Consider the following 21,137-nt stretch of genomic DNA (forward strand, 5'->3'; position numbering starts at 1 on the left):
GACTCAGTACGCCTGATCGATCAGATCGACCGACACCTCGGAGGCTGCGGCCTCGTCCACGAAGAACACGGTGCGCTTGCGCCCCTTGGCTCCGGCGGCGGGCACGCTCGTGTAGCTGGCTCCCGCGAGGGCGAGTCCCAGGGCCGAGGCCTTGTCCGCGCCCGTCAGCACGAGCCACACGCGCTTCGACGAGTTGAGCACGGGCCGCGTCAGGGTGACGCGCTCGGGGGGCGGCTTGGGCGAGTCGCGCACGGCCAGGACAGCGGCATCCGTCACCGTGACCTCCTCCCGATCCGGGAAGAGCGAGGCGATGTGGCCGTCGGGGCCGACCCCCAGGAAGCACACCGCGAAGGAAGGCCAGGGGTGCTCGTCGGTGCCGAATCGGGCGAGTTCGGCAGCATATGCGGCCGCGGACTCGTCCAGCGTGAGCCCGCTGTCGGGGCCGGCGACCTCGTGCACGTTCTCCGCGGGGACCGGGATGTGGTCGAGCAGAGCCTCCCGCGACTGCAGCGAATTGCGGTCGGCGTCGTCACGCGGCACGAAGCGCTCGTCACCCCACCAGAAGTGCACGAGTGTCCAGTCGATCTCCGCCGTCCGCGGGTGCGCGGCCGCGGCACGCAGGACGGCACCGCCCATCGAGCCACCCGTGAGGGCGATGTGCGCGATCCGACCGTTGCGTGTCCGCGCACGGACGCGCGTCAGAAATCGATCGGCTACTCGGGTGGCGAGGTCGGCGGGCGTGGCTTCCACCACGACCCGCTTCTCGGCGGACGATGTCGTCATCGACGTCACTCTCCTGTCTCGGGCGGACCCAGCTTCTCCCAGCCCTCGGTGATGACTCGACCGTACAGGACGTCGGGATCGAGCCGGCGCAGCTCCTCTGCGAGGCACTCGCGAAGAGTGCGTCGCGGCAGGTGCAGGTCGTGGTTCGGCTGCCCGGGCTGCGTGAGCACGGCGAGACCCGGCGTCGGGCGCTCCAGGAGGATGTCCCCGGACTCGCGCGTCAGGCGCACCGACTTGATGCCCTCCGCCCAGTGCTCGGGGTCTTCGTACGACCATCGCACCGGAACATCCAGTGCCATCTGCAGCCACGCGGCCAGCAGAGCGGTCGACGGCGATGCCGCGGCACCGCGCACCTCGACACCGGTGATCGGCTCGTACGGCGGCTGGTCGAGCACTGCCGCGAGCTGCTCGCGCCAGTGGGTCAGGCGCGTCCAGGCCAGGTCGGTGTCTCCGGGGGCATGGGTCTCCCCGAGGAGTGCGAGCCGGTCGCGGACGTCATTCGCCGTGGCGGCATCCGTGATGCGTCGCTGGGCGATCTTGCCGAGCGGCGATTGCGCGGGCGCCACCGGCGCCGCCTCGGGCCACCAGGCGACCACGGGAGCGTCCGGCAGCAGGAGGCCGGTGATGAGGCTCTCCTCGTTGCTGGCGGCGTCTCCGAAGGCCCGCAGCACGACGACCTCGCTGGCGCCGGCGTCCCCGCCGACACGGATCTGCGCGTCGAGCCGGGAATCGCCCTCGCCGGTGGTGATCACGATGACGCGCATGGGGTGCTCACGCGAGGCATCGTTCGCGGCGTCGATCGCTGCCTCGGCGACGCCGTTGCGCGCAGCGATCACGAGGGTGAGCACGCGGCCCAGGGCGACGGCGCCGCCCTCTTCGCGCACCTTGACGAGCTGCTTCGCGACCTGGCTGACGGTCGTGTCGGGAAGGTCGATGATCACGGGCGTCTCCAGACTCGTCCGTCGCGGGCCAGGAGGTCGTCGGCGGATGCCGGTCCCCACGAGCCGGGCGCGTACTGCTCCACCGGGCCGCCCTCGGCCGCCCAGTACTTCTCCACGGGGTCGAGGATCTTCCAGGAGAGCTCGACCTCCTCGTGCCGCGGGAACAGCGGCGGGTCGCCCAGGAGGACGTCGAGGATCAGGCGTTCGTAGGCCTCGGGGCTCGCCTCGGTGAACGCGTGGCCGTATCCGAAGTCCATGGTCACGTCGCGGACGTTGGTGCCGCTGCCCGGCACCTTCGACCCGAAGCGGATCGTTACGCCCTCATCCGGCTGCACGCGGATCACGAGGGCGTTCTGGCCGAGTTCCGAGGCGTTCCCGCGCCCGAACAGGTGCTGAGGCGCGCGCTTGAAGACCACGGCGATCTCGGTCACCCGGCGTCCGAGGCGCTTGCCCGTGCGCAGGTAGAACGGCACATCCGCCCAGCGGCGCGTGTCGATCTCGAGCTTGATCGCGGCGTACGTCTCCGTGGTCGATTCGGGGTTCATCCCCTCCTCTTCCAGGAAGCCGGTGACCTTCTCGCCGCCCTGCCATCCGCCCGCGTACTGGCCGCGCGCGGTCGCGAGGGAGAGATCGTCCGGGACATGCACCGCGGCGAGGACCTTCTCCTTCTCGGCACGCAGGTGTTCGGCCGAGAGGCTGATCGGCTCCTCCATCGCGGTGAGCGCGAGCAACTGCAGCAGATGGTTCTGGATCACGTCACGGGCCGCACCGATGCCGTCGTAGTATCCCGCTCGACCGCCCACGCCGATGTCCTCGGCCATGGTGATCTGGACGTGGTCGACGTAGTTGCGGTTCCAGATCGGCTCGTACAGCTCGTTGGCGAAGCGCAGTGCCAGGATGTTCTGCACCGTCTCCTTGCCGAGATAGTGGTCGATGCGGAAGATCGAGTCGGCAGGGAAGGCCACTTCGAGTGCGGCGTTGAGCGCCCGCGCCGACTCGAGGTCGTGGCCGAAGGGCTTCTCGATCACGACGCGACGCCAGCGCTCGTCGTCGTCGCTGTTCTCGCCGACGAGTCCGGATTCCTTCAGCTGCTTGGCGACCAGCGGGAAGTCCTTCGGCGGGATGGACAGGTAGAACGCGTGGTTGCCCATCGTCCCCCGTTCGACATCGAGCTTCTCGATGGTCTCCCGGAGCTTGCGGAACGAGTCCGGATTGTCGAACTCGCCCGACACGAAGCGGATGCCCTGCAGGAGCTGGGTCCACGTCTCCTCGCGGAACGGTGTTCGCGCATGCTGCTTGACGGCGTCGTAGACGACCTGGGCGAAGTCCTGGTCCTCCCAGTCCCGACGGGCGAACCCGACCAGGGCGAACCCGGGAGGGAGCAGCCCGCGGTTGGCGAGATCGTAGACCGCGGGCATCAGCTTCTTGCGTGACAGGTCTCCGGTGACGCCGAAGATCACGAGGGCGCTGGGCCCGGCGATCCGGTTGAGACGGCGGTCATCGGGGTCACGCAGCGGGTTGTGCCCGCGCGAGATGGGAACAGACATCGGTGGGGGATTCTCCTGCTGTTACTTCTGTGCGGCTTCGAAGAGGGCGAGCACGTCGTCCGAGGACTCGGTGATCGTCAGCGTGACGACGGGGCGGCCGTGCTCGGCGAGCACCGCCGCGTCACCCGCGGCCTGAGCCTGGATGAGCTGCCCGAAGGTGAAGGGGCGATCGGGGATCTCGAGATCGACGTCGGTGCGCTCCAGGATCTGGAGGAACACGCCCTGCGCAGGCCCGCCCTTGTGGTACTGGCCGGTCGAGTGCAGGAATCGCGGTCCCCATCCGAACGTGGTCGGTCGTCCCGAGTCCGCCGCGACGAGCTCGCGCAGCCCCTGGAGCTGCGGAACCTCGAGGCGGTTGACGTAGGCCTGGATCGACACGTAGCCGTCTGCCGGGAGCTGCGCCCAGAGCGCGTCGAGCACGCCCTCGACGGTGCCGGACGCAGCGAGAGCCGGATCCGAGACCCGCACCTCGACACCGTTCTCGACGAACGCGGGAGCGGTCGGCTCCGGGCGGGCATCGAGGAGGCCTCGGGCCGCGATCTTCGCCGACTCGACGTCGGGCTGATCGAACGGGTTGATGTGCAGCAAGTGGCCGGCGATCGCCGTCGCGTACTCCCAGACGATGAGCTGGGCGCCCAGCGTTCCGCTCACGAGGATCTCGCCCTCATGGCGCTCATGCAGGTGGAACTCGTTGGCGTCGTCGACGAGGCGCACGATCTGCAGGTCGGCGGGCACCGGGTCGAGCTCGGGGGAGACCGGGAGCAGGACGACCGGGAGGATTCCCGTGCCCTCCTTGCCGGTCGATTCCGCGATGAGCTGCTCGATCCAGTCGGGAAGGCCCTTGATGTGCGTGCCGTCGGTGATCAGGCCGAGCTTGTCGCGCCGCGGATTCGTCGCGGCGATCGCCGCGCCCAGCCGGAGGGCGGGGTTCTCGGCCGAGTCGACGGCGACCTCGAGCAGCGAGGCCTCGGCCTCGTTCAGCAGCTCGTCGATGTCGACACCGGCGAGGCCGGACGGGACCAGACCGAAAGCGGTGAGCGCCGAGTAGCGTCCGCCGACGTTCGGGTCCGCATTGAAGACGCGGTACCCGGCCTCGCGGGCCGACACGTCGAGCGGGGAACCGGGGTCGGTGACGACCACGATGCGCTCGACGGGATCGATGCCGAGGTCGCGGAACGCCGCCTCGAACGTCCGGCGCTGCGAGTCTGTCTCGACGGTGGAGCCCGACTTCGACGACACGACCAGCACGGTGTCGGCGAGCCCCTCGTCGAGAGCGGCGAGCACCTGGCCGGGAGCCGTCGAGTCGAGGATCGTCAGAGGCACGCCGGCGGTCTGCGCGATGACCTCGGGGGCGAGGGAGGAACCGCCCATGCCCGCGAGGACGACACGGGTGACGCCCTTGGCATTGAGGTCGGCGCGCAGTGCGACGATCTCCGCGACCAGCGGGCGGGAGACCGACACGGCCTCCACCCAGCCGAGACGCACGGAGGCCTCGGACTCGGCGTCGGGACCCCAGAGGGTGGCGTCGCCGCCGGTGATGCGCGAGGCGATCAGATCGTGGACGAGGCTGGGGACCGTCTCCTCGATCGCGGCGCGCGCGGCGCCGGACGTGTGGATCGAGAACGTCATCGCTGTGCCTCCAGTGCCTCGGCCACCTGACCGAGCAGGTCGTGCCAGGAGTCGATGAACTTCGACACGCCTTCGTCCTCGAGCACCTGGGTGACATCGGCGAGGTCGATGCCCACGGCGGCGAGGTCGTCGAACACCTGGTGAGCTTCCGCGTAACCGCTCGTGATGGTGTCCCCGGTGATCACTCCGTGGTCGAACGTGGCCTCGAGGGTCTTCTCGGGCATGGTGTTGACCACGCCCTCGGCGACCAGCTCGGTCACGTACAGGGTGTCGGGGAGTGCCGGATCCTTGACGCCGGTGGATGCCCAGAGCGGACGCTGCAGGTTCGCACCGAGCGCGATCAGATCCTGTGCGCGCTTCTCCGCGAACTTCTGCTCGAAGAGCTCATAGGCGAGACGCGCGTTGGCGAGTCCGGCCTTGCTCTTGAGCGCCTCGGCTTCGGGGGTGCCGATCGCGGAGAGGCGCTTGTCGGTCTCGGTGTCGACACGCGACACGAAGAACGATGCCACGGAGTGGATGCTGGACAGGTCGAAATCGCCGCTGTGCGCACGCTCCAGGCCGGTCAGGTACGCGTCGATGACGTCGGCGTAGCGCTCCAGGCTGAAGATCAACGTGACGTTGACGCTGATTCCCGACGCGATCGCCTCGGTGATCGCGGGCAGGCCCGCCTTGGTCGCGGGGATCTTCACGAGGAGATTCGGGCGGTCGATCTTGGCCCACAGCTCCTTCGCCTGAGCGACGGTGCCTGCGGTGTCATGCGCGAGGTCAGGGGAGACCTCGATCGAGACGCGACCGTCGACGTGGTTCGACGCCTCCCAGACAGGCCGGAACACGTCGAGTGCGTCGCCGACGTCCTGGGTGGTGGCGGCGAAGACGGCCTCCTCGGCGCTCGCGCCGGATGCGGCGAGCTCCGCGACCTGCGCGTCGTAGGAGGTGTTGCTCTTGTCGGTGATCGCGTTCGCGAAGATCGTGGGGTTGGTCGTGACACCCACGACGTTGCGCGACGAGATCAGATCGGCGAGGTTGCCGGAGGAGATGCGGGTGCGGGAGAGGTCGTCGAGCCAGATGCTGACGCCGGCGGCGGCGAGCTGTGCGGTGGGGGTGCTCATGCGTTCTCCTTGGTGCTGTTGGCCGCGATGGTCTCGCGGGCGGCCGCGATGACGGCCTCGGTGGTGATGCCGAACTTCTCGAAGAGGGTCTTGTAGTCAGCGGAGGCGCCGAAGTGGTCGATGCCGACCGAGCGGCCGCGGTCGCCCACGATGCCGCGCCAGCTGAGCACGGAGCCCGCCTCGACCGAGACGCGGGCGGTGACGGAGGCCGGCAGCACGCTCTCGCGGTATTCCGCGTCCTGCTCGTCGAACCACTCCAGCGACGGAGCGGAGACGACGCGCACGTTCACGCCCTCGCCTGCCAGCGCCTCGCGGGCGTTCACTGCCAGCTGCACCTCGGATCCGGTGGCGACGATGATGACGTCGGGCGTGCCGTTCGGGGCCTCGGCGAGGACGTACGCGCCCTTGACCGCGTTCTCCGCCGAAGCGAAGACGTCTCCAGAGGCTGCACCTTCGCCACGCTCGAACACCGGGATGTTCTGGCGGGTCAGGGCGATGCCTGCGGGACCCTCGTGGCGACGGAGGATCTCCAACCACGTGGCAGCGGTCTCGTTCGCGTCGGCAGGTCGCACGACCGTGAAGTTCGGGATCGCGCGGAGCGTCGCGAGCTGCTCGATCGGCTGGTGGGTGGGGCCGTCCTCACCGAGGGCGACCGAGTCGTGCGTCCAGACGAAGATGCTCGGCACGTTCATGAGCGCCGCGAGGCGCACCGACGGGCGCATGTAGTCGCTGAAGATGAGGAAGGTTCCGCCGAACGCGCGCGTCGGGCCGTGCAGCACGATGCCGTTGACGATCGCTCCCATGGCGTGCTCACGGATGCCGAAATGCAGCACGCGGCCGTACGGGTTGCCCGACCACTCGTGGGTCGACCACTCCGCGGGGATGAACGACGGTGCGCCCTTGATGGTGGTGAGGTTCGACTCGGCGAGGTCGGCCGAGCCGCCCCACAGCTCGGGGAGCTCTGCGGCGAGGGCGTTGATGACCTGGCCGGACGCGGCGCGGGTCGACACCTCCTTGCCGGACTCGAACACGGGGAGCGCGCTCGTGATGTCGGCGGGGAGCTCCTGCGCCTCGAGGCGGTCGAGCAGCGCCTTCTTCTCGGGGTTCGCGGTGGCCCAGGCGTCGAACGACTCCTGCCAGGCGGCACGGGTCTCTGCCGCACGCGCGGCGAGACCGCGGGTGTGCGCGATCACGTCGTCGGCGACGGCGAAGTTCTGCTCGGGGTCGAAGCCGAGGACCTTCTTGGTCGCGGCGAGCTCGTCCGCGCCCAGAGCGGAGCCGTGGATCTTGCCGGAGTTCTGCTTGCCGGGCGACGGCCAGCCGATGATGGTCTTGAGGATGATGAGCGACGGCTTCGAGGTCTCGCCCTTGGCGGCCTCGATCGCGGCGAACAGCTCGGCGACGTCTTCGACGTACTCGCCCGTCTTCTTCCAGTCGACGACCTGCACCTGCCAGCCGTAGGACTCGTAGCGTGCGGCGACGTCCTCGGTGAAGGCGACGTTCGTGTCGTCCTCGATCGAGATCTGGTTCGAGTCGTAGATCGCGATCAGGTTTCCGAGCTGCTGGTGGCCCGCGAGCGAGGAGGCCTCGCTGGTCACGCCCTCCTGCAGGTCGCCGTCGCCGGCGATCACGTAGACGAAGTGGTCGAACGGGCTCGTGCCCGCTGCGGCCTCGGGGTCGAAGAGGCCGCGCTCGTAGCGGGCGGCGTAGGCGAAGCCGACCGCCGAGGCGAGACCCTGTCCGAGAGGACCGGTCGTGATCTCGACCCCCTTGGTGTGGCCGTACTCCGGGTGGCCCGGGGTCAGCGAGCCCCACGTGCGGAGAGCCTTCAGGTCATCGAGCTCGAGTCCGAAGCCGCCGAGGTACAGCTCGACGTACTGCGTGAGCGAGGAGTGCCCTGCGGACAGGATGAAGCGGTCGCGGCCGAGCCAGTCGACATCGGTCGGGTCGTGACGCAGGACCCGCTGGTAGAGGAGGTACGCGGCGGGAGCGAGGCTCATCGCTGTGCCGGGGTGACCGTTACCGACCTTCTCCACGGCATCAGCCGCCAGGATTCGTGCGGTGTCCACCGCGCGTCGATCGATCTCATCCCACTGCAATTCCGACACGTTCATGCCCTTTCCGACAGTTTCGAGGGCGCCCGTATTCCCTGGCGCATCCGCATCATCACGGAGAGGTGTGCACATCGCCGGGCGCGCGAGTGTTTTCAGCATAGCGGTGACGTGAGATGCGCTACGCGGGCCCGCGAGCCGGATGACGTCATCCCGTGTCATACACTGGAGAGGTTGTCCGGTCACATGTGCGGAGGAGGCGATCGATATCTCGACGATGTCTGATCAGACCGTGAGGAAGTCGTCGGTCGGTCGCACGGTGAAGGCCTACGTCACCCTCACCAAGCCCCGTGTCCTCGAGCTGCTGCTCGTGTCGACGGTGCCGGTGATGTTCCTGGCACAGGGCGGGTTGCCGAACCTGTGGCTCGTGCTCGCCACCGTCATCGGCGGCTCTCTGAGCGCCGGTTCCGCCGCCTCGTTCAACATGTACCTCGATCGTGACATCGATGCGCACATGCACCGCACCGAGAACCGTCCGCTGGTCACCGGCGAGGTCAGCGCGCGCGGCGCGCTCATCTTCTCGTGGACACTGGCGATCGCCTCGACCGCGTGGCTGCTCGTCACGACGAACTGGCTCACAGCGACCCTCTCGGCGACGGCCATCTTCTTCTACGTCGTGATCTACACGATGATCCTCAAGCGCCGCACCGAGCAGAACATCATCTGGGGCGGCATCGCTGGCTGCTTCCCCGTGCTCATCGGCTGGTCCGCGGTCACCGGCTCGCTCGACTGGCCGGCCTTCATCCTCTTCCTCCTGGTCTTCCTCTGGACGCCGCCGCATTACTGGCCGCTGTCGATGAAGTACAAGGACGACTACGAGGATGTCGACGTGCCGATGCTCGGGGTCACCCGCAACGCCTCGCAGGTCGGTCTCCAGGTGATCCTGTACGCCTGGGCGACGGTCGCGTGCTCCCTGCTCCTGGTCCCGATCGCGGACATGGGGCTCGTCTACACGGTCTCCGCCACCGTGTTCGGCGGCTGGTTCATCTACGAGTCGCACCGCCTCTACAACCGCGCGGTCCACGGGACGGAACCGCGTCCGATGCGGGTGTTCCACGCCTCGATCACCTACCTGACGCTGATCTTCGTCGCGGTCGCGATCGACCCGTTGCTGCCGTTCTGATCACCTCTTCGTAACGACGAAGCGGCGCCGATTCCTCGGCGCCGCTTCGTCGTTCGATCGACGGGTCCTGTCGGTCAGTCGCGTGTGGCGGAGGGGGTGGCGTCGTCCGCCTTCTCCGCGGTGTCGGCGACGACGTCGGACTCGGGTGCGGTCTCGGCGACCGGTGCCGGCGTGGTGTCGACCGGTGCGCGGTTCTCCTCGGCCTCAGTGGTCCAGTCGATCGCCTCGACGACGGCCGGAGCCGGAGTGGGGACGAGCGAGCGCGCGGCGACGAGTCCGAGCGTCAGCAGGATGCCGACGATTCCGGCGGCCAGCACGCCGGCACCCACGACGACGAGCGACTGGCCGACGTAGACCTCGATGCCCGTGGCGGTGCCATCGAGCAGCGTGGACGTCATCGTGGCGATCTGGCCGGAGATCAGCCATCCGCCGACCGCGGTCGCGGCGAGGGAGACGACCAGCAGGAGCCAGAAGCCGATGCTTCGTGAGAGTGACTTGTTCATACCGGCATACTGGCCGACGTCCTGATGAGTCGGCGATGCGCGGCCTGTGGATCGCCTGTGCGGGTCAGTCCGCAGCGGCCACCGGACGCTTCAGATGCAGCACCACGACGGTGTACGCCGCAGCGGAGAGCGAAGCGAGGACCATGTGGATGCCGACGAGCAGCGGGGGGAGCCCTTCCCTGGCCTGCCATACGCCGACGCCGACCTGCACCAGGATCGCGACCACCAGCACCAGGAGCCAGCGTCGGGGTTCCAGACGGAGCACCCACGCGGAGACGGTCAGGAACAGCACCAGCGCCGCCAGGATGTATCCCGGCCACGAGTGCACGTGGGCGAGCACCGTCGCATCGAAGCCGTGGCGCAGCACGTCGGCGTCGCCGGAGTGCGGACCGGATCCGGTCGTCAGCACACCGAAGACGATCGTGACGGCCAGCGCGAGTCCGGTCACATGGGTGACGGCCGCGAACCACACGGGCACGGCGCGTTCGCGCGGACCGGGGGAGGTCTTCAGCCGCACGAGGAACGCGGCGGTGATGCACACCAGCAGCAGCGATGACGTGTAGTGGAAGCCCACGATGAAGGGGTTGAGCCCGGTGAGCACGGTGATGCCGCCGACGAGGGCCTGTGCCACCACCCCGATGAGCGTGAGCCACGCGAGCAGGACGAGGTCGCGTCTGCCGGGTGCCGTGCGCACGGAATGAACCGCAGCCGCGATGACCGCGACGAGGAGCACGCCGGAGGCGATGGGGAAGGCCGGGACGTGGAAGGGAGCGGCGATCGCGTAGGCGATACCGGCGGCGACGATGCCGCCGGCCGCGAACCAGAGCGCGCTGACGAGGCCGCGCTTCCCGCTGAAGAGGTGCAGGACCAGGAGTACGACGGCGAGGGCGATGATGCCGACCACGCCGGTCATCAGGCGGTTCCCGAACTCGATGATCCCGTGGATGCCCTGCACCTCGAGGATCGGCACGAGGGAGTCCGGGGTGCACAGCGGCCAGTCCGAGCACCCGAGGCCGGATCCGGTGAGCCGCACCGCGCCGCCGGTGCCGATGATGATCGTCTCGCTGAGGAACGACAACCACGCGAAGACCGTCAACGCACGTCCCCAGGACGCGGAGCGCGGGGGGATCGCCCGCGTCGTCGAGGTGGCGGGGATCATCGTCTCGGGCATAAGTCCTCCGGACCGCACGAGACGTGGCGGGCATGGCCCGTCTGTCAGGCGGAACCTGTAGAATCGGATTGTTGCGATGAGCGCTGACAGCGCTGCAGCATCGTCAACAGTTTAGGCGCGATGGAAGCGCCGGTGATGAGGGCCCACCAACGGCACCCGCTCCCGCAGACTCGACGGGGATCAGGTGTGTCGGGGCGGATGACACCGTTTGGGACCTGTGAGGAGAGTGTTGGATGTCGGATGTGCTGATCGACCGCCCGGAGCTTGACGGACTGGGGGTGTACGAATTCGGCTGGCACGATGCGGATGCTGCGGGTGCCATCGCGAAACGCGGCATCTCCGAAGACGTCGTCCGTGGGATCTCGGGCCTCAAGAACGAACCCGAATGGATGCTGAAGACCCGCCTCAAGGGATACCAGCTCTTCGGACGCAAGCCGATGCCGACCTGGGGTGCAGACCTCAGCGAGATCGACTTCGACAACATCAAGTACTTCGTCCGCTCCACCGAGAAGCAGGCGCAGACGTGGGAAGACCTTCCCGCCGAGATCCGCGAGACCTACGAGCGCCTCGGCATCCCCGAGGCCGAGCGTCAGCGGCTCGTCGCCGGTGTCGCGGCTCAGTACGAGTCCGAGGTCGTCTACCACCAGATCCGCGAGGACCTGGAGCAGCAGGGCGTCATCTTCATGGACACCGACACGGCGCTGCGCGAGCACCCCGAGTTCTTCGAGGAGTACTTCGGCACCGTCATCCCCGCGGGCGACAACAAGTTCGCCGCGCTGAACACGGCCGTGTGGTCGGGCGGCTCGTTCGTCTACGTCCCCAAGGGCGTGCACGTCGAGATCCCGCTGCAGGCCTACTTCCGCATCAACACCGAGAACATGGGGCAGTTCGAGCGGACGCTGATCATCGCCGACGAGGACAGCTACGTCCACTACATCGAGGGCTGCACGGCCCCGATCTACAAGTCGGACTCCCTGCACTCGGCCGTCGTCGAGATCATCGTGAAGAAGAACGCCCGCGTGCGGTACACGACGATCCAGAACTGGTCGAACAACGTCTACAACCTCGTCACCAAGCGTGCCGTGGCCTACGAGGGCGCGACCATGGAATGGGTCGACGGCAACATCGGCTCCAAGGTGACGATGAAGTACCCGTCGATCTACCTGATGGGCGAGCACGCCAAGGGCGAGACGCTCTCGGTCGCCTTCGCCGGTCCCGGTCAGCACCAGGACGCGGGTGCCAAGATGATCCACATGGCGCCCTACACGCAGTCGTCGATCGTCTCGAAGTCGATCGCGCGAGGCGGCGGACGTGCCGGCTATCGCGGTGAGGTGCGAGTGGATGCCGCGGCACACCACTCCGCCAACACGGTGCGCTGCGACGCTCTGCTCGTCGACACCAAGTCCCGCTCCGACACCTACCCGGCGATCGACATCCGTGTCGACGACGTGCAGCTCGGCCACGAGGCCACGGTCTCGAAGGTGAGCGAGGAGCAGCTGTTCTACCTGCAGTCCCGCGGCATGCCCGAGGACGAGGCGATGGCGATGATCGTGCGCGGCTTCATCGAGCCGATCGCGCGGGAGCTTCCCATGGAGTACGCGATGGAACTGAACAAGCTCATCGAGATGGGCATGGAAGGATCGGTCGGCTAGTGACGGCCTCGACGACAGCGCCTGCCGAGGCGCAGCACACCAACGCGCCCGAAGGCGCACACATCGACCCGGCGGCGCAGGTCGCCGCCGCGGGCTTCGTGCCCGTGCAGACCCGTTCGGAGCGTCCCCACTCCTTCGACCCCGCCGACTTCGGCACGCCGACCGGGCGCGAGGTCAACTGGAAGCACACTCCCGTGGCGAAGCTCACCGGTCTCTTCGTCGACGAGGAGGGTGACGCGGACGCGGTGACCTACGGGCTCGACGCCGTCGAGGCGTTCCTCGAGCCGTCCGAGGGGGAGGAGGGCGCGTACGGCGAGTTCTTCCGTCCCGAGGATCTCCCGAGCGCTCTGGCCTGGAAGCGCGGTCCGCGCGGTCTCCACATCCAGCTGCCGGCGGAAGCCGAGCTCGCCGAGCCGCTCATCGTCCCGATCGAGGGCACCGGTGCCGGGAAGCGCGCGTTCGGGCAGATCCTCATCGAGGCGCAGCCGCATTCACGAGGCACGGTCGTGCTCGACCACTCGGGTTCGGCGCAGTACGCGCAGAACATCGAGATCATCGTGCGCGATGGCGCGAGCCTCACCGTCATCAGCCTGCAGCGCTGGGACGACGACGCCGTGCACGCGTCCGCCCATCAGGCGACGGTCGGTGCGGATGCGACGCTCAAGCACTTCGTGATCAGCTTCGGCGGAGGCGTCGTGCGCGTGAACCCGAGCGTCGAGCTCACGGGCGCCGGTTCCGAGGGCTACCTGTACGGCCTGTCCTATGCGGATGCCGGGCAGCACCTCGAAAGCCAGGTCTACCTGCACCACAAGGGGCCGCACACCAAGGGCGACGTCCTCTACAAGGGCGCGCTGCAGGGCGCGGGCGCGCACAGCGTCTGGATCGGCGATGTGCTGATCGGCGCGGACGCCACGGGCACCGACTCGTACGAGGCGAACCGCAACCTGGTCCTGACCGAAGGCGCTCGCGCCGACTCGATCCCGAACCTCGAGATCGAGACCGGCGACATCCTCGGCGCCGGTCATGCGAGCGCCACCGGTCGTTTCGACGACGAGCAGCTCTTCTACCTGCAGGCCCGCGGTATCACCGAGGAAGAGGCGCGACGGCTCGTCGTGCTCGGATTCCTCACCGACATCGTGCAGCGCCTCGGCATCCCCGCCCTCGAGACCGAGCTGCTGGCGGCGATCGAGGCGGAGCTCGCCGAGGTGAGTGCATGACCGCCGAACGTGTCTGCGGTGTCGCCGACCTCGAGCAGGACATGCCTTTGCGCGTGGACCCGGGAGGCGTGCCCATCACGGTGATCAAAGACGGCGAGGGAGTCATCCACGCCATCGGCGACACCTGCACCCACGGCGACATCTCGCTGTCCGAGGGCTTCGTCGAGGGCGACACGGTGGAGTGCTGGGCACACGGCTCCGCCTTCTCGCTGCTCACCGGCAAGCCCCAGAATCTCCCCGCATATGAGCCCGTCCCGGTCTATGTCGTCCAGATCGACGGCGACGACGTGCTCATCGATCCGACCGTTATTAAGGAAGTCTGAAGAATGTCTGTTCTCGAGATCCGCGACCTGCATGTGACGGTCGAGACCGATGCGGGGACCACCCCGATCCTCAACGGAATCAACCTCACCATGAACACCGGTGAGACCCACGCCATCATGGGACCCAACGGTTCCGGCAAGTCGACCCTGGCGTACACGATCGCCGGCCACCCGAAGTACACGGTGACTTCCGGCTCGATCACGTTCGACGGCCAGGACGTCCTGGAGATGACCGTCGACGAGCGTGCCCGCGCAGGGCTCTTCCTCGCGATGCAGTACCCGGTCGAGATCCCCGGCGTCACGGTGACCAACTTCCTGCGTACCGCCAAGACGGCCCTCGACGGCGAAGCGCCGGCGATCCGCGGCTGGACCAAGGACGTCAAGGCGGCCATGTCGAACCTGCGCATGGACCCGAAGTTCGCTCAGCGCAACGTCAACGAGGGCTTCTCCGGCGGCGAGAAGAAGCGCCACGAGATCCTGCAGCTCGAGGTGCTGAAGCCGAAGTTCGCGGTCCTCGACGAGACCGACTCCGGTCTCGACGTCGACGCGCTGAAGATCGTCTCCGAGGGCGTCAACCGCGCGAAGGAGTCCACCGGCCTCGGCGTGCTGCTGATCACGCACTACACGCGCATCCTCCGCTACATCCGGCCCGACTTCGTCCACGTGGTGGTCGCGGGCAAGATCGTGGAAGAGGGTGGCCCTGAGCTCGCAGACCGGCTCGAGAACGAGGGATACGACCGTTTCCTCGACCCCGCAGCCCCGATCGAGGCGTAGGCTGATCGCATGACAGCGACCCTCACGGACGAGAAGTACGATGCGGTCACCGAGGCGCTCAAAGACGTCATGGACCCGGAGCTCGGGATCAACGTCGTCGACCTCGGCCTCATCTACGACCTCGCCTGGGATGACGAGAACGATGCTCTCGTCATCCACATGACGCTGACCAGCGCCGGGTGCCCGCTCACCGACGTGCTCGAGGACCAGACCGCCCAGGCTCTGGACAGTGTCGTCGACCGCTTCCGGATCAACTGGGTCTGGATGCCGCCGTGGGGTCCGGAGCGGATCACGGACGACGGGCGCGACATGATGCGCGCCCTCGGCTTCGCGATCTGACCCCGGACGGGCGACCCGCCGCACGGCGGTCTCGACGCGCGCATCGGATCGGATGACACGGCGCTGGCGCGTGTCAGGACATCGGGAGAACGAATGCTTCAGGTGAAGGCTCTGCCTCTGGCGGAACTCCGCGAGCGCAGCAGTGAGAAGTGGCGGGAGTACCCCGCGGATGTCCTGCCGCTGTTCGTCGCGGAGACCGACTTCCCCCTGGCGCAGGCAATCTCATCGGCGCTGCAGCGTGCCGTGGAGATCGGCGATACCGGGTATGTCGCTTCGCGGACGCCGCTCGCCGAGTCCTTCGCGGCGTTCGCGGCTCGGCGCTACGGGTGGGAGCCGGATCCTGCCCGCATGCGCAGCACCGCTGATGTGAGCATGGGGATCGTCGAGATCCTCCGCCGGGTCACGCAGCCCGGTGAACGGGTCGTCGTCACACCTCCGGTGTATCCGCCGTTCTACGATCTGGTCGCCGAAGCGGGCGCCGAGGTCGAGCGGGTTCCGCTGCGCGACACCGGAACGGGCTGGGAGCTCGATCTCGACGGGATTCGTGCGGCCTTCGACGACGGTGCGACCGCGATCCTGCTCTGCAATCCGCACAATCCGACCGGAACGGTGCACGATCGGGAGAGCCTGGCCGCGCTCGCGGAGCTGGCGGACGAGTTCGGTGTCGCGGTCGTCTCTGACGAGATCCATGCGCCGCTCGCTCAGCCGGGGACCGGCTTCACCCCGTTCCTGGCGGTGAGCGACGCGGCGCAGCGGGTGGGTTACGCGATCGTGAGCGCCAGCAAGGCGTTCAACCTCGCCGGGCTGAAATGTGCCCTCATGGTCACGGCCGACGAGCAGACGAGCGCTGTCGTTCGCGGGCTGCCGGTCGAGGTCGAGTGGCGCACGGGACAGTTCGGTCTGCTCGCCGCGGTCGCGGCCTTCTCCGAGGAGAGCGACCCGTGGCTCGACGGACTTCTGCGCACCCTGGATGAGAATCGGGTACTCCTGGAAGACCTTCTCGCCGCTCACCTTCCCGGGGCGCGTTATCGGATGCCGGATGCCGGGTACCTCGCGTGGATCGATCTGTCTGCGATGGAGTGGGGCGACAACCCGGCGCGACGCATCCTGAGGGATGCCAAGGTCGCCCTGCACTTCGGTCCGGCCTTCGGCACGGAGGGCGCCGGTCATGTGCGACTGAACTTCGGGACCAGCCCGGAGATCCTGACCGAGGCCATCGAGCGCATCGCGGCGCTCGTGGGCCGATGACCACCCCGGCCGACACCGCGACGATCTGGGATCGCCATCGCATCTGGGTGACGCTCGGTGCGGTCGCGCTGATCTTCCTCGCCGCGATCGAGGCGCTCGCGGTGACCACCGTGATGCCGATCGTGAGTCACGCGCTCGACGGAGAGGCGCTGTTCGCCGTCGCGTTCGCGGGGACGCTCGCCACGAGCGTGATCGGCATGGTCGCCACCGGCGCCTGGTCGGACGCCCGGGGTCCCCGCGGCGCACTGTATGTGGCGGTGACCCTCTTCATCATCGGGCTGCTGATCTCGGGCTTCGCGGTGACGATGCACCAGTTCCTGATCGGACGGCTGGTGCAGGGCCTGGGTACGGGTGGGCAGACCGTCGCTCTCTACGTCGTGGTGGCACGGCTGTATCCGCCGCATCTGCACGGACGCATCTTCGCAGCCTTCGCCGCGGCCTGGGTCGTGCCCTCGATGATCGGGCCGTTCCTCGCCGGAGCGGTGGCCGAGTATCTCGACTGGCGTTGGGCGTTCCTCGGCGTCGCAGTCCTCACCGGCGCGGCATTCCTGATGATCGCCGTGCGGCTTCGCGGTGTGGACCTCGGCCGCGGTGAGCCGCAGGATCCGCGCGCGCTCCTCATCCGTCTGGCGCTGGCGATCGTCGTGGCGGTCCTCGTCGTCGTGATCGGATTCTCGGCCGAGGAGGATCCGGTGATCGGATGGCCGGTCGCTCTCGGGGCCGTCCTGGCGATCGGATTCGCCGTACTGCCGCTCCTGCCTCGGCGCACCCTGCGCGCGGGAACGGGACTGCCCAGCGTGGTGCTGATGCGCGGGATCGTCGCGGGAGCGTTCTTCGCCGCCGAGGCATACATCCCCTACCTGCTGATGAAGAAGTTCGATTTCAGCGCGACCTGGGCGGGCATCGCGCTGATGCTCGCCGCCCTGGCCTGGGCCGGCGCCTCGGCGCTGCAGGGAAGATTCGGCGAGCGGCTGGGCAACCACCGCATCACTCTGCTCAGCCTCAGCTCCCTCCTGATCGCGCTTCTGTGCGTGCTCGCCGCCGCGGTGCTCGATGTCTCGGCGGCTGTCGTCGTGCTGGGGTGGGCGTTCGCCGGAGGGGGGATGGGGCTGCTGTATCCGCGTCTCACCGTGCTGACTCTGGCGTACTCGGACGAGACGAATCAGGGATTCAACTCCTCCGCGCTCTCGATCTCGGATGCGACGGGATCGGCTGTCGCGATCGCACTGGCCGGGCTCGGGGTCGCATCCCTCGGGGGAGAGGCCGCCGCATTCGGCGTGGTCTTCGCCTTCTGCATCGTCCTCGCTGTGCTCGCCGTGGTCCCCGGACTCAGGCTCGGGCACGCGGCGGAGTCGCCGACGTACTGAGGCCGCCTGCGAGGGCTGCGACACCGAGGTCGAAGACCCGGTCGAGTCCGGCGGTGACATCGGCCTCTCCCGCATCGGGCAGCGCGCCGTGGCTGTCGGCATGCATGCGCTGCTGCACGAGGGTGGCGTGTCCGAGCACGAAATGCAGGAGGGCGGCACCGCGGTCGTCGGCTTCCGTCGCGCCCTGAGCGCGCAGCGCCTCCGTCAGCACCGCCTGAGCGTGCGAAGAGCCGAGCTGGAGGGCGTAGGTGCTGAGCACGAGTTCCGCGCCGTCGCGGTACGAGAACAGCGCGTCGCGGATGCCGCGTGCGGCGGCGAGGACGCCGTTGCTCCCGCGGGGGATCGAGGCCGTGATCCGGTCGGCGAGTTCGGCGAGCAGCTCCTGCTTGTTCGCGAAGTGCCAGTACAGTGCGCTGGGCTGAACGTCCAGTCGCGCGGCGATGCGGCGCATCGAGAGGTCAGCGAGCCCGACCTCGTCGAGAAGGGCGAGCGCACTCCGGGCGACGCTGTCTCGATCGTGTCGTGCCGGATTGGGCTCTGGGCTCATGCTCCGATTATAGTGAACGACGTTCAGGTGAACGGTGTTCAGGTGTGAATCGAGAGCGAGAGTCGACATGGTGTCCACGCAGCGCGCACAGGCGACGATCGCGCTGGACAGGGTCTCCGTGCAATTCGACGGCCGCCCGGTGCTGCGAGACGTCACCGTGGAGCTGAGCGCCCCGACGATCGCCGTCATCGGGGCGAACGGATCGGGGAAGTCGACGTTCGCTCGGTTGTTGAACGGTCTCGTCGCCCCGAGCAGCGGAACGGTGTCCGTGCACGGACGGGACTCGATGCGCGACCGCGCAGCGGTCCGTCGGCAGGTCGGGTTCGTGTTCACCAACCCCGATGCGCAGATCCTGATGCCGACGCCGGCGGAAGATCTGGCGCTGTCGCTACGCGGTCGGTCCCCGTTCGACACCGCCGCCCTCGTGCGGGCGACTCTGGAGGCCCACGGTCTCGGTGACCATGCGGACGTTCCTGCGTCGAGTCTGTCCGGGGGACAGAAGCAGATGCTCGCCTTGGCCTCCGTGCTCATCACCGAACCCGCGCTGATCGTGGCGGACGAGCCGACGACGCTTCTCGATCTGCGCAATGCCCGCCGCATCGGCGACCTGCTCCTCGCGCAGCAGGCGCAGGTCGTGGTGGTGACCCACGACCTCGAACTGGCCGCGCGTTGCGCGACGGCGGTGCTGTTCGATGACGGACGGGTGAGCGCCACGGGGGAGCCGGCGATCGTGATCGACGCGTATCGCCGGGCGTGCGCATGATCTCCCTGTACCTCCCCGGCACCGGCGTCCTCCATCGAGCTCCCGCCGGGGTCAAGCTCGCGATGCTGGCGATCGGCGCCCTCGTGCTCTCGCTGTATCCTCACGATCCCGTGAGTATCGCGGTGGCACTGATCGTGGTCCTCGGGCTGTACCGTGTCGACGGCCTCCCGTTCCGCGTTCCGCTGGCCGAGATCTGGCGTCTGCGCTGGATCGTCCTGGTGCTCGCCGCCGCCCTGTTGATCTTCGTCTCGCCCACAGCCGCGTGGATCAACACGGGTAGGGTCGTCGCGGTGCTCCTCCTGGCGGGTCTGCTGACCCTCACCACCCGGATGTCCGATCTGCTCGCCGTGCTGCAGCGCCTCGTGAATCCGCTTCGCCGTCTCGGACTCGATCCGCAGGCTGTGGCGCTCGCGATCTCGCTGACGCTCACGACGATCCCGGTGATCGCCGGCTTCGCCGAGCAGGTGCGGGAAGCGGAGCGGGCCCGCGGCGTGCGGCTGGGAGTCCGCAGCGTCCTGCCGCCGCTCGTTCTGGCGCTGCGCCACGCGGACGATGTGGGCGACGCTCTGGCGGCGCGGGGCATCGGCTGAGACCTAGGCCGGTACGAGGACTCCCGCTGCGGCCGACGGCGCGTTCGTCTCCTGAGATGCGAGACGGAGAGCGGTGAGGAGCAGCGCGACGGCGATGAGCGCGGTGGCGACGGACGTGCCGAGGACCAGCAGCAGCACGACGCCGAGAAGACCGCTCAGCGCGCCGGCGACCAGCCGCCGCCGCGATGCCGTCGCGTGTGGCGCGGGGTGCGACTCGAATCGGGTGAATGCGACCGCGACGAGAGCCGTGAGTGCCACAGCGGTCGCGAGCCAGAGAGGGCGGGCCGCCCACCAGTCGGTGCTGTCGAGTGCCGGCAGCACCGCTCCCGTGGTGAGGGCGTACACCGCCGTGGCGCCGGCCATCAGGAGGAGGACGGGCATGTGCCACAGGTAGATCGTCATGGTGCGGACGGTCACGAAGTCGGTGAACGCGGCGACGCTCCGCCGGCGACTGAACCGCTCGAGGCGTCCGCGGTGCAGCGAGAGCAGACTCGTGTGGGCGACGCCCACGAGGAGCAGCGCTGCGGTGGGCGGGTTGATGTTCGCGATGAGGTCGGGGGAGTACACCCCTGTTGCGAACGTCACGACGAGCAGGAGAAGCGCGGCGACGCCCGCGGATGCGCGGACCCGCCTGCTGAGCCTGTCGATCCGTCCGTCGGCGAGGAAGAAGCCGAGCTGCTGCAGTGCCATCCAGACGAAGGCGAGGTTCAGGAATCCGAGCCCCTCGAGGCCGGTCGCTGCGCGCAGCACGTCGACCGCGAGCGCCGCGAGGGCGAGGATCCCGATGGTGCGGTACGGCGCTCGCTCGTGCGCAGCGGCGAGCAGGGGGAGCAGCGCCTGGCAGAGCAGGAAGACACCCAGGAACCACAGCGGCTGCCCGTAGCGGAACCCCGCGGTCGCGATGAGCTCGGCCGGGACGCCGAAGACGGTGAGCAGCGCCAGGCCGACCCCGACGATCGCGATCGTGAAGACCGCGGGCCGCAGCAGTCGATGCACACGACCCGCGACGAACCCGACCGCCGTGCCGCCGCGCTGCTGCATCCGTCGGTACGCGAGGAGCCCGGAGAATCCTCCGATCACGAAGAACAGCGGCATGACCTGGAGGAGCCAGCTGAGCGGTGCGATCCATCCGGTGCCGTCGCTGGCGTTGTCGAAGACAGGACCGGCGTCGGTGACGGTGACGCCGACCATGATCGCGTGCAGGAGCACGACGCCCAGGACGCACAGCGCCCGGAGGAAGTCGATCCCGGTGTCCCTGGATGCGCGACGGGGCGCTGCCGGAGCGGCGGTGTGCGACGCCTGGACGATGGCCATGGTTCCTCCTCGGGATCGGTGTCCCAGGAGACTATGGACGCGGTGGCGGCGGAGACATCACCCTCGGGTGCCGTTCCGACCCCCTA

At 68.5% G+C, this 21,137-nt stretch carries 20 protein-coding genes; 10 read left to right on the forward strand and 10 right to left on the reverse strand.

The features are described 5' to 3' along the window. Positions 1-3 precede the first annotated feature (3 nt). The 6 genes from pgl to tkt are packed head-to-tail and all read right to left on the reverse strand — an operon-like array spanning position 4 to position 8,117. Complete coding sequence (gene pgl / locus CQ042_RS08500; RefSeq protein ID WP_181157502.1) at positions 4-783, reverse strand: 6-phosphogluconolactonase; 780 nt, start codon at positions 781-783, stop codon at positions 4-6. A 5-nt stretch (positions 784-788) separates the two neighbouring features. Next, a complete protein-coding gene (locus CQ042_RS08505; protein ID WP_105670054.1) occupies positions 789-1,724 on the reverse strand; it encodes a glucose-6-phosphate dehydrogenase assembly protein OpcA in 936 nt (311 codons plus the stop codon). Continuing rightward, positions 1,721-3,271 carry a glucose-6-phosphate dehydrogenase gene (gene zwf, locus CQ042_RS08510; protein ID WP_105670055.1) on the reverse strand — a complete coding sequence of 517 codons (1,551 nt, stop codon included), beginning with the start codon at positions 3,269-3,271 and terminating at the stop codon, positions 1,721-1,723. The genes CQ042_RS08505 and zwf overlap by 4 nt, the downstream gene beginning before the upstream one ends. Positions 3,272-3,292: 21 nt before the next feature. Continuing rightward, positions 3,293-4,900, reverse strand: a complete 1,608-nt coding sequence (locus CQ042_RS08515) for a glucose-6-phosphate isomerase (RefSeq protein ID WP_105670056.1) — start codon at positions 4,898-4,900, stop codon at positions 3,293-3,295. Beyond that, a complete protein-coding gene (tal, locus tag CQ042_RS08520) occupies positions 4,897-6,009 on the reverse strand; it encodes a transaldolase (protein ID WP_105670057.1) in 1,113 nt (370 codons plus the stop codon). The genes CQ042_RS08515 and tal overlap by 4 nt, the downstream gene beginning before the upstream one ends. Further along, positions 6,006-8,117: a transketolase gene (tkt, locus tag CQ042_RS08525; RefSeq protein WP_105670167.1), complete on the reverse strand. Its 2,112-nt coding sequence runs from the start codon at positions 8,115-8,117 to the stop codon at positions 6,006-6,008. Before tkt ends, tal begins: the two co-directional genes overlap by 4 nt. Before the next feature lie 220 nt (positions 8,118-8,337). On the opposite strand from tkt, the gene CQ042_RS08530 reads away from it, so the two are divergent. Then, positions 8,338-9,243, forward strand: a complete 906-nt coding sequence (locus CQ042_RS08530; RefSeq protein WP_105670058.1) for a heme o synthase — start codon at positions 8,338-8,340, stop codon at positions 9,241-9,243. Between the two features lie 74 nt (positions 9,244-9,317). On the opposite strand, the gene CQ042_RS08535 is transcribed toward CQ042_RS08530, so the two are convergent. Continuing rightward, positions 9,318-9,746: a tetraspanin family protein gene (locus CQ042_RS08535; RefSeq protein ID WP_105670059.1), complete on the reverse strand. Its 429-nt coding sequence runs from the start codon at positions 9,744-9,746 to the stop codon at positions 9,318-9,320. Positions 9,747-9,810: 64 nt separating this feature from the next. After that, complete coding sequence (locus CQ042_RS08540; RefSeq protein WP_105670060.1) at positions 9,811-10,917, reverse strand: heme A synthase; 1,107 nt, start codon at positions 10,915-10,917, stop codon at positions 9,811-9,813. Positions 10,918-11,150: 233 nt separating this feature from the next. Between CQ042_RS08540 and sufB the strand changes: the two genes are divergently transcribed. The 7 genes from sufB (at position 11,151) to CQ042_RS08575 (ending at position 17,837) form a co-directional block, all read left to right on the forward strand. Then, positions 11,151-12,569, forward strand: a complete 1,419-nt coding sequence (gene sufB / locus CQ042_RS08545) for a Fe-S cluster assembly protein SufB (protein ID WP_105670061.1) — start codon at positions 11,151-11,153, stop codon at positions 12,567-12,569. Beyond that, a complete protein-coding gene (gene sufD / locus CQ042_RS08550; RefSeq protein ID WP_105670062.1) occupies positions 12,569-13,786 on the forward strand; it encodes a Fe-S cluster assembly protein SufD in 1,218 nt (405 codons plus the stop codon). Before sufB ends, sufD begins: the two co-directional genes overlap by 1 nt. Next, positions 13,783-14,109 carry a non-heme iron oxygenase ferredoxin subunit gene (locus tag CQ042_RS08555; protein WP_017830403.1) on the forward strand — a complete coding sequence of 109 codons (327 nt, stop codon included), beginning with the start codon at positions 13,783-13,785 and terminating at the stop codon, positions 14,107-14,109. The genes sufD and CQ042_RS08555 overlap by 4 nt, the downstream gene beginning before the upstream one ends. A 3-nt stretch (positions 14,110-14,112) precedes the next feature. Beyond that, positions 14,113-14,883, forward strand: a complete 771-nt coding sequence (gene sufC / locus CQ042_RS08560; protein WP_029261756.1) for a Fe-S cluster assembly ATPase SufC — start codon at positions 14,113-14,115, stop codon at positions 14,881-14,883. Between the two features lie 9 nt (positions 14,884-14,892). Then, on the forward strand, positions 14,893-15,222 hold the full coding sequence (locus CQ042_RS08565; protein ID WP_021200756.1) for a metal-sulfur cluster assembly factor: 330 nt from the start codon (positions 14,893-14,895) through the stop codon (positions 15,220-15,222). Positions 15,223-15,315: 93 nt separating this feature from the next. After that, positions 15,316-16,470: a MalY/PatB family protein gene (locus CQ042_RS08570; protein WP_105670063.1), complete on the forward strand. Its 1,155-nt coding sequence runs from the start codon at positions 15,316-15,318 to the stop codon at positions 16,468-16,470. Then, a complete protein-coding gene (locus CQ042_RS08575; RefSeq protein ID WP_105670064.1) occupies positions 16,467-17,837 on the forward strand; it encodes an MFS transporter in 1,371 nt (456 codons plus the stop codon). Before CQ042_RS08570 ends, CQ042_RS08575 begins: the two co-directional genes overlap by 4 nt. On the opposite strand, the gene CQ042_RS08580 is transcribed toward CQ042_RS08575, so the two are convergent. After that, complete coding sequence (locus tag CQ042_RS08580) at positions 17,800-18,384, reverse strand: TetR family transcriptional regulator (RefSeq protein ID WP_105670168.1); 585 nt, start codon at positions 18,382-18,384, stop codon at positions 17,800-17,802. The two genes, CQ042_RS08575 and CQ042_RS08580, sit on opposite strands and share 38 nt — an antisense overlap. 67 nt (positions 18,385-18,451) lie before the next feature. On the opposite strand from CQ042_RS08580, the gene CQ042_RS08585 reads away from it, so the two are divergent. Then, positions 18,452-19,147, forward strand: coding sequence for an energy-coupling factor ABC transporter ATP-binding protein (locus tag CQ042_RS08585; RefSeq protein WP_105670065.1), 696 nt, complete (start codon positions 18,452-18,454; stop codon positions 19,145-19,147). Next, complete coding sequence (locus CQ042_RS08590; RefSeq protein ID WP_105670169.1) at positions 19,144-19,737, forward strand: energy-coupling factor transporter transmembrane protein EcfT; 594 nt, start codon at positions 19,144-19,146, stop codon at positions 19,735-19,737. Before CQ042_RS08585 ends, CQ042_RS08590 begins: the two co-directional genes overlap by 4 nt. A 3-nt stretch (positions 19,738-19,740) precedes the next feature. On the opposite strand, the gene CQ042_RS08595 is transcribed toward CQ042_RS08590, so the two are convergent. Next, a complete protein-coding gene (locus tag CQ042_RS08595) occupies positions 19,741-21,051 on the reverse strand; it encodes an acyltransferase (protein WP_105670066.1) in 1,311 nt (436 codons plus the stop codon). Positions 21,052-21,137 lie beyond the last annotated feature (86 nt).

This window comes from Microbacterium sp. MYb62 (genome assembly GCF_002979475.1).
Taxonomy (GTDB): Bacteria; Actinomycetota; Actinomycetes; order Actinomycetales; family Microbacteriaceae; genus Microbacterium.